The 731-nt window shown below is 38.4% G+C and carries 1 protein-coding gene; it reads right to left on the bottom strand.

Annotated elements, in window-relative coordinates; all coding sequences use genetic code 11:
• Nucleotides 1-473 (bottom strand): HAD family phosphatase (locus IQR33_RS08730; protein WP_193843639.1); only part of this gene is annotated, 473 nt, incomplete at its 3' end.
• Nucleotides 474-731 lie beyond the last annotated feature (258 nt).

The raw sequence follows: 731 nt of genomic DNA, 5'->3' as shown, positions 1-731 counted from the left end.
TACTTTGAAAGTAGAGTTTGGTAGATCTCCGCTTGTGGTTTTAGTAATTGAACTTCAGAAGAGATGATTGCTCCATCAAACAGTGGCCAAAACTCATAGGTAGTACGAAGATGTTCCACAATTTCGTTGATGTTGTCTGTGAGCGCATATACGCCATATCCGGCACTTTTTACTCGTTTTAACAGCTCTATACTGCCGTAAAGTAGTATTTGAGTGTGTTTTACATAATAAAAGAAGCGGTCTATTTCTTCCGTCGTTACTTGGTGTTCACGTTGATAACGCTGTTTTGCTTCCCTTTCGGAGATCGTCCCTTTATTTAAATCTTTCCAGATTTGTGATGAAAATAGCATCTGAGCCATTTTCTCTGACTCTACGGAACCACCAAATGTTAAGCGAACGATTTCTACTGGAGACCAGCGTACCAATACATTACCTACATCAAAAATGACATTTTTTATCTGGACAGAATTCATAACACATCCCAAGCCAATTGTTCTTCACCACGCTATATGCGGTGAGTACTGTTTTTGAATCGTTGGAAAGTCGTGCCAAAGGCGCGACTTAAGTTTCTTGCACAAAATGAGATTAACATCCAATTGGATACAGAGCGATTATCGCAAAATTGCACTAAACTATATGCAACTTTGTTTATTTGGTTGTAAATCAAGTGTAGCTGTCTTAAAAGATTGAAACTAAAGATAAGTATTGCGAGCTGTTTACGTCATTTCGCG

Origin of the sequence: Vibrio sp. OPT46 (assembly GCF_015163535.1) — a bacterium.
In the GTDB taxonomy this organism is placed as follows: Bacteria; Pseudomonadota; Gammaproteobacteria; order Enterobacterales; family Vibrionaceae; genus Vibrio; species Vibrio alginolyticus.
This window is presented reverse-complemented; position numbering and strand designations above follow the sequence as displayed.